This window comes from Pseudoalteromonas sp. Z1A6 (assembly GCF_011378745.1).
GTDB classification, from domain to species: domain Bacteria; phylum Pseudomonadota; class Gammaproteobacteria; order Enterobacterales; family Alteromonadaceae; genus Pseudoalteromonas; species Pseudoalteromonas arctica.
Window position 1 is genome coordinate 1 of record NZ_WTKW01000419.1, and the last position, 3,256, is coordinate 3,256.

General features: G+C 39.1%; 3 protein-coding genes. 2 read left to right on the forward strand and 1 reads right to left on the reverse strand.

The annotated features are described in order from the left end of the window. The first annotated feature begins 139 nt into the window (after positions 1–139). On the forward strand, positions 140–940 hold the full coding sequence (locus GQR46_RS17970; RefSeq protein ID WP_231615199.1) for a hypothetical protein: 801 nt from the start codon (positions 140–142) through the stop codon (positions 938–940). 41 nt (positions 941–981) lie between these two features. On the opposite strand, the gene GQR46_RS17975 is transcribed toward GQR46_RS17970, so the two are convergent. Continuing rightward, a complete protein-coding gene (locus tag GQR46_RS17975; protein WP_024589735.1) occupies positions 982–1,866 on the reverse strand; it encodes an AraC family transcriptional regulator in 885 nt (294 codons plus the stop codon). Between the two features lie 184 nt (positions 1,867–2,050). On the opposite strand from GQR46_RS17975, the gene GQR46_RS17980 reads away from it, so the two are divergent. Further along, the gene (locus GQR46_RS17980; RefSeq protein WP_165741855.1) at positions 2,051–3,196 is read left to right on the forward strand and encodes an iron-containing alcohol dehydrogenase; all 1,146 of its coding nucleotides are present in this window, start codon (positions 2,051–2,053) and stop codon (positions 3,194–3,196) included. Positions 3,197–3,256 lie beyond the last annotated feature (60 nt).

Consider the following 3,256-nt stretch of genomic DNA (forward strand, 5'->3'; position numbering starts at 1 on the left):
ACTATTAATCAGTGTTTTGATAAATTAGTTAATATTTACAGGTAAAAAAAATTACGCTACATACATGATTTTTATTCACTCTACAATGTAGGTATAGACACGTAGACTTAATTTCAATTCTCATACTTTATTGTTATTTATGCTGCTTAAACTCATAATTGCACCTTTGCTTATTTTACTAATAACATTCGCCCAAAAACGCTTTGGTAGTTTTGTTAGCGGCATAATTCCTGGCTTGCCTATTACCTCTGGGCCTATTTCTTATTTTATAGCATTAGAGCAAGGTAAATTATTTGCAGCTAACTCAGCGGTGGCCTCTCTTTATGGTATGAGCGGTATAGGCTTATTTTGTTTTAGTTACTTGGTTGTATCACGAAGATTTGGAATGCTTAAATCGCTTTTTACAGCGTTGAGTATTTGGTGCGTATTTAGCGTTATTACTTTATTTTTACCAGTGAATATTATTGTGGCGAGTGTGGTTTCGCTTTGTATTTTACTCGGTTTAACTATTATCTCTACAAAGCTAAATATATCAGTTGATGCAAAACCATTAAATGCCCGCTGGGAGCTTCCGGTAAAAATGATATTAGTGACGAGCTTTATCGTGCTTGTTACGTTTATATCGCAGCATATAGGGTCTGCATGGAGCGGGTTAATATCTACCTTTCCGGTTATTTTAGCGGTAATGGGCAGTGTTGCCCATTTTAGTGACAAACAAGCCTCAACGTTTAAAATTCTTAATGGCGGTATTATTGGTTCATTAGGTGGGTGTGTATTTTTTGCGGTGATTGCGTTTATGTTAAAACATAACTTTATGATTTGGCAGGTGTACGCAACAGCTGCCATTTTCTCAACGTTATTTACTATTATTTTTAGCCAACTTATTAATCGCCAATTTACTAAGCAAGCTTTGCTAAACACCAAAAAAAGCAGTGCTTAAGATTGACTCTCTCGGTTAATTTACATCTCTAAAACCATTACCTAGTTATGTAGTTGAATTAACATTTCACTGGGGGTTTTATTAAAGTGGCGTTTAAATTCGCGGCTAAATTGCGATGGACTGGTATAGCCAACCTTTAATGCGGCTTCGTTGGCTTTGCTTCCACTACTGGTTATAAGCTCTTTAGCCTTAGCTAAGCGTACTTTTTTTAAATACTGCAAAGGTGACTCAAATGTTACTTGCCTAAAAGCACGATGGAACGACGATACGCTCATGTTTACATCTTCAGCCAACCCCTCAACTGTAATTTGATTGGCATAACTACTGTGCATAGTTGAGAGCGTACGGGCGATACGCGCATAATGCCCATCATGCATAGCAAGCCCTATTAAAGTATGTCCTTGTGGACCACAAAGTACACGATATACCAATTCTTTTACTATATCTTCGCCAAAAACATCAGCCTCAATAGGGTTATTAAGCACGCTAAGTAAACGGTGGGTTACTTGCTCCATTGCGCCATCTATTTTAGCCGATTGAACCCCACTCATTTGCCCAGTGGTGAATGGCTTATGTGTACCAATTTGGTTTACTAATTTATGTAACATTACCGGGTTTATATCTATAACAATCCCCATAACAGGCAGGTTGTTATCGGTAAAAGCTTCGCATTCAAGTGGCACAGGTACACCTAAAACAAGGTAGTCGCCTTCACCATATTTTATTTGATGATCAGGAAAATGAATTATCTTATGTCCTTGCCCAACAATAATAATACCTGAGTTATATATAAGTGGTTGGCGCGGCGAGCTTTTACTTGCACGATGAAAATACACACCTGGAATAATGGTTTCCATGTTGCCTTCAAAGTTAAGTAAATTATTGTGCTCTGCAAATTTTTGCATCATGTTGGCTATTGAGGACATTAAAACTTCTACTATCGTACGAATTTTGCGTAAAATATCAATCTTGACAGTTTTAGGCAAGCTTTTGCGAGTTATTGGGCTTTTTTTATGTTTGTTTTGCCACTAATATGCACTCATTGAAGTTTAGCTTAGTTAGTAACTAAGCATTATATTTAGTATTTAACCGTCACCTAGGAGCAAAATAATGAAATTTAGCTACGTAAACCCAACACTTATCCAGTTCGGCCAAGAACAAATTGCCTCACTAACTGATTTGATCGCAAAGGATCAAAAAGTACTTGTAGTGTACGGCGGCGGTTCAATTAAAAAGAACGGCGTGTACGACCAAGTTGCAGCAGCACTTGAAGGCTTTGACTGGGTTGAGTTTTCGGGCGTTGGCGCTAACCCAACAATTGAAGTGTTAGATCAAGCAGTAAAAATTTGTAAAGAACAAGATATAGACTTTGTACTAGGTGTAGGCGGCGGTTCAGTAATCGACGGCGTTAAATACATTGCAGCATCTGCCGTTTACGATGGCGAAGGTTGGGATATTCCTACTGGTAAGCATAAAGTAACTAGCGCATTACCTATTGGGGCAGTACTTACGCTTCCAGCTACAGGTTCTGAGTCTAACCAAGGTTCTGTTGTGAGCAAAGCTGCGACTAAACAAAAACTTCCGTTTATGTCTCCTGCGGTACAACCTAAGTTTGCGATTATGGACCCTGATGTAATGAAAACATTACCACAGCGCCAACTTGTAAATGGTTTAGTAGATGCATGGGTTCATACGTGTGAGCAGTACCTAACATTCCCTGAAACAGCATTGGTTCAAGAAGGTTACGCAGAGGCGCTTTTAAGAACGCTTAAAACATTAGGCGATAACTTTGAAAACCAAGACGATGCATGGCGCGCAAACCTTATGTGGGCAGCAAACCAAGCACTTAATGGTTTAATTGGTTCTGGTGTATCGCAAGATTGGGCTACGCACATGATTGGCCACGAGCTTACAGCCGCTTACGGTGTTGACCATGCACGCTCACTTGCTATTGTTCAGCCTTCTTTACTGCGCAACCAATTTGCAGTTAAAAAAGCAAAACTAGAGCAAATGGGTAAAAACGTATTTGGTCTTGAGCAATCTGACGACTTAGCTGAGAAAACAATTTTAGCAATTGAAGCGTTTTACCACAGCCTTGACGTAGCGACCCAGCTTACTGAACATGGCGATGATAAAGCCGCTGCTATTGACAATATTATTGGCAAACTTGAAGCACACGGCATGCTAGCACTTGGTGAAAACCAAGCTATTACGCTTAAAGAAAGCCGCGAAATTTTAGAGCAAGCAGTTGCTTAATTTTCAAAGCTAAGCGCTTACTTAAATATACTAAGTTTTAGCGTTAATAAAAACCGCCAA